The sequence below is a fragment of the Pseudomonas floridensis genome, assembly GCF_002087235.1.
In the GTDB taxonomy this organism is placed as follows: Bacteria; Pseudomonadota; Gammaproteobacteria; order Pseudomonadales; family Pseudomonadaceae; genus Aquipseudomonas; species Aquipseudomonas floridensis.
In genome coordinates this window covers 1-1,553 of sequence record NZ_MUIO01000208.1, presented here as the reverse complement: position 1 = coordinate 1,553, position 1,553 = coordinate 1, and the positions used below count along the sequence as shown (strand labels likewise).

The window sequence follows — 1,553 nt, the reverse complement described above, 5'->3', positions numbered from 1 at the left end:
GAAACCGCAGGTTCTGCTCCACCTCGTTCACGGTCAGCGCTTCGAGGCTTCCCCATGCCTTGTATGTCGCCTGCCAGACGATCTGGCCGTCGATGTCGGTCATCTCCAGCGGCGTGCCGATCTGGTCGGTGTGGAAGTAGTAAAGCGTGTTTTCGGGTTCGTCTTCGCGCTGGTCGACACGCGCCAGCGGCGCATAGCTGCCGGGCTCGTAGATGTACAGGCTGCTCTGTCCCGGCTGTTCTTCACGCAGCATCCTCAGGCCTTGCCAGAGGAAGTTTTTGTGTTCGGCTTTGCCATGCTTTATCGAGATCTTGCCAACCCTTCGCCCCAGGCTGTCTTACTGGTAGCGGCGATGGATCGGGTTGTAGGCGTGTTCCACCAGCAGTTGCGGGCTTTCGCTGCCCAGCACGCCAGACAGTTTGTCGGCGGGCAGGGTCGAGGCGAACTGCCAGGCTTTGCGGCCCATGGAGTCATAGCCGAAGCAGCTGGTGAGCTTGCCTTGGGTGCGGTAGACCTTGCGGTGCAGGTCGTCGCGTTCCATGTCGCTGATCAACCGGCCGTCGAGGTTCAGTTGATGCAGGTGGCCGCTCCCGTAGTACAGGTGGGTCAGGTGCTGGTCGGTAGGCAGGGTCCACCCGCTTATCTTAATCTGGAAGAGCGGCGGATCAAAACTGATGTTTGCTCGCAACCTATGTATAATGAACTATAAAACTCATTAAAATCCAGCCAGCTTTAATTTTTACCGATATACCATTTATCCACAACGCATTAAAATTCAGCCAAATAGCTCATATGCTTTTTCTTGAAGAGTGATCCCAATATCTTCATAGCGCTGGCTTTCAATCTCGTCAAAAAAGTCATGTCTTATACTGAATCCGACATAAACATCAACAAAAGCAAACGCTAGCTTTTTAGGAATCAGCCCCTTCCCCCTATAGTAATCGATTAAAAAATCAATCGCCGCGAATAACTCGTCAACTTCTCCTTGAGGCACTTCATCTCTAGAGCGAATTTTTACAGGAATAGAATTACCACCTACCAGTCTTGCACATACCAAATCAATATAACCTTTAGCGTCCATCATTGCTCCTTAACAAATAGTGACTTTACTTGAGGGGATATGCCCTTCGACTAATACCTCTCTCGACGCAACAGCGTAACTTGCCGCTGGCCCTCTGAGGCCTGCACTGGCAGCTTTGTCTGGCGTAGATATATCTACAATGCTTTTATTACCACTAGAATCATTGATAACGTCGTCAGTATCAAAGCTTACCGTAGTCTGGTTAGGATTCTTGTATTTATTTATCACTTCCATGTCAGTGGTCGTCGAAACATACTGAGAACCTTTGAAGCCAGGCATGCTGCCGTTACGTACATGACCTGCAGGCGACATCCCTCTCCCTGGGCTTTTGGCAGAAATACCCTCACTAACGAGTTCATCCGGCCTGAGATTGCGATACACTTTAATCCAGCCTGTTGGATCTATCCATCCGGTAACATTGGTTGTATATGTATAGAGATTATTACCCCCCAACAACCCAATCGGATCCTGC

Annotated in this window: 2 protein-coding genes and 1 pseudogene; all 3 read right to left on the bottom strand. The window is 50.0% G+C overall.

The features are described 5' to 3' along the window. Window positions 1-631: pseudogene (locus BZK31_RS28265) on the bottom strand (RHS repeat protein); the annotation flags it as partial. Window positions 632-775: 144 nt separating this feature from the next. Further along, window positions 776-1,081 carry a hypothetical protein gene (locus BZK31_RS28255; RefSeq protein ID WP_083186452.1) on the bottom strand — a complete coding sequence of 102 codons (306 nt, stop codon included), beginning with the start codon at window positions 1,079-1,081 and terminating at the stop codon, window positions 776-778. Between the two features lie 9 nt (window positions 1,082-1,090). Further along, window positions 1,091-1,553: RHS repeat-associated core domain-containing protein (locus BZK31_RS29305; protein WP_482822372.1), on the bottom strand; the 463-nt coding region annotated here is incomplete at its 5' end.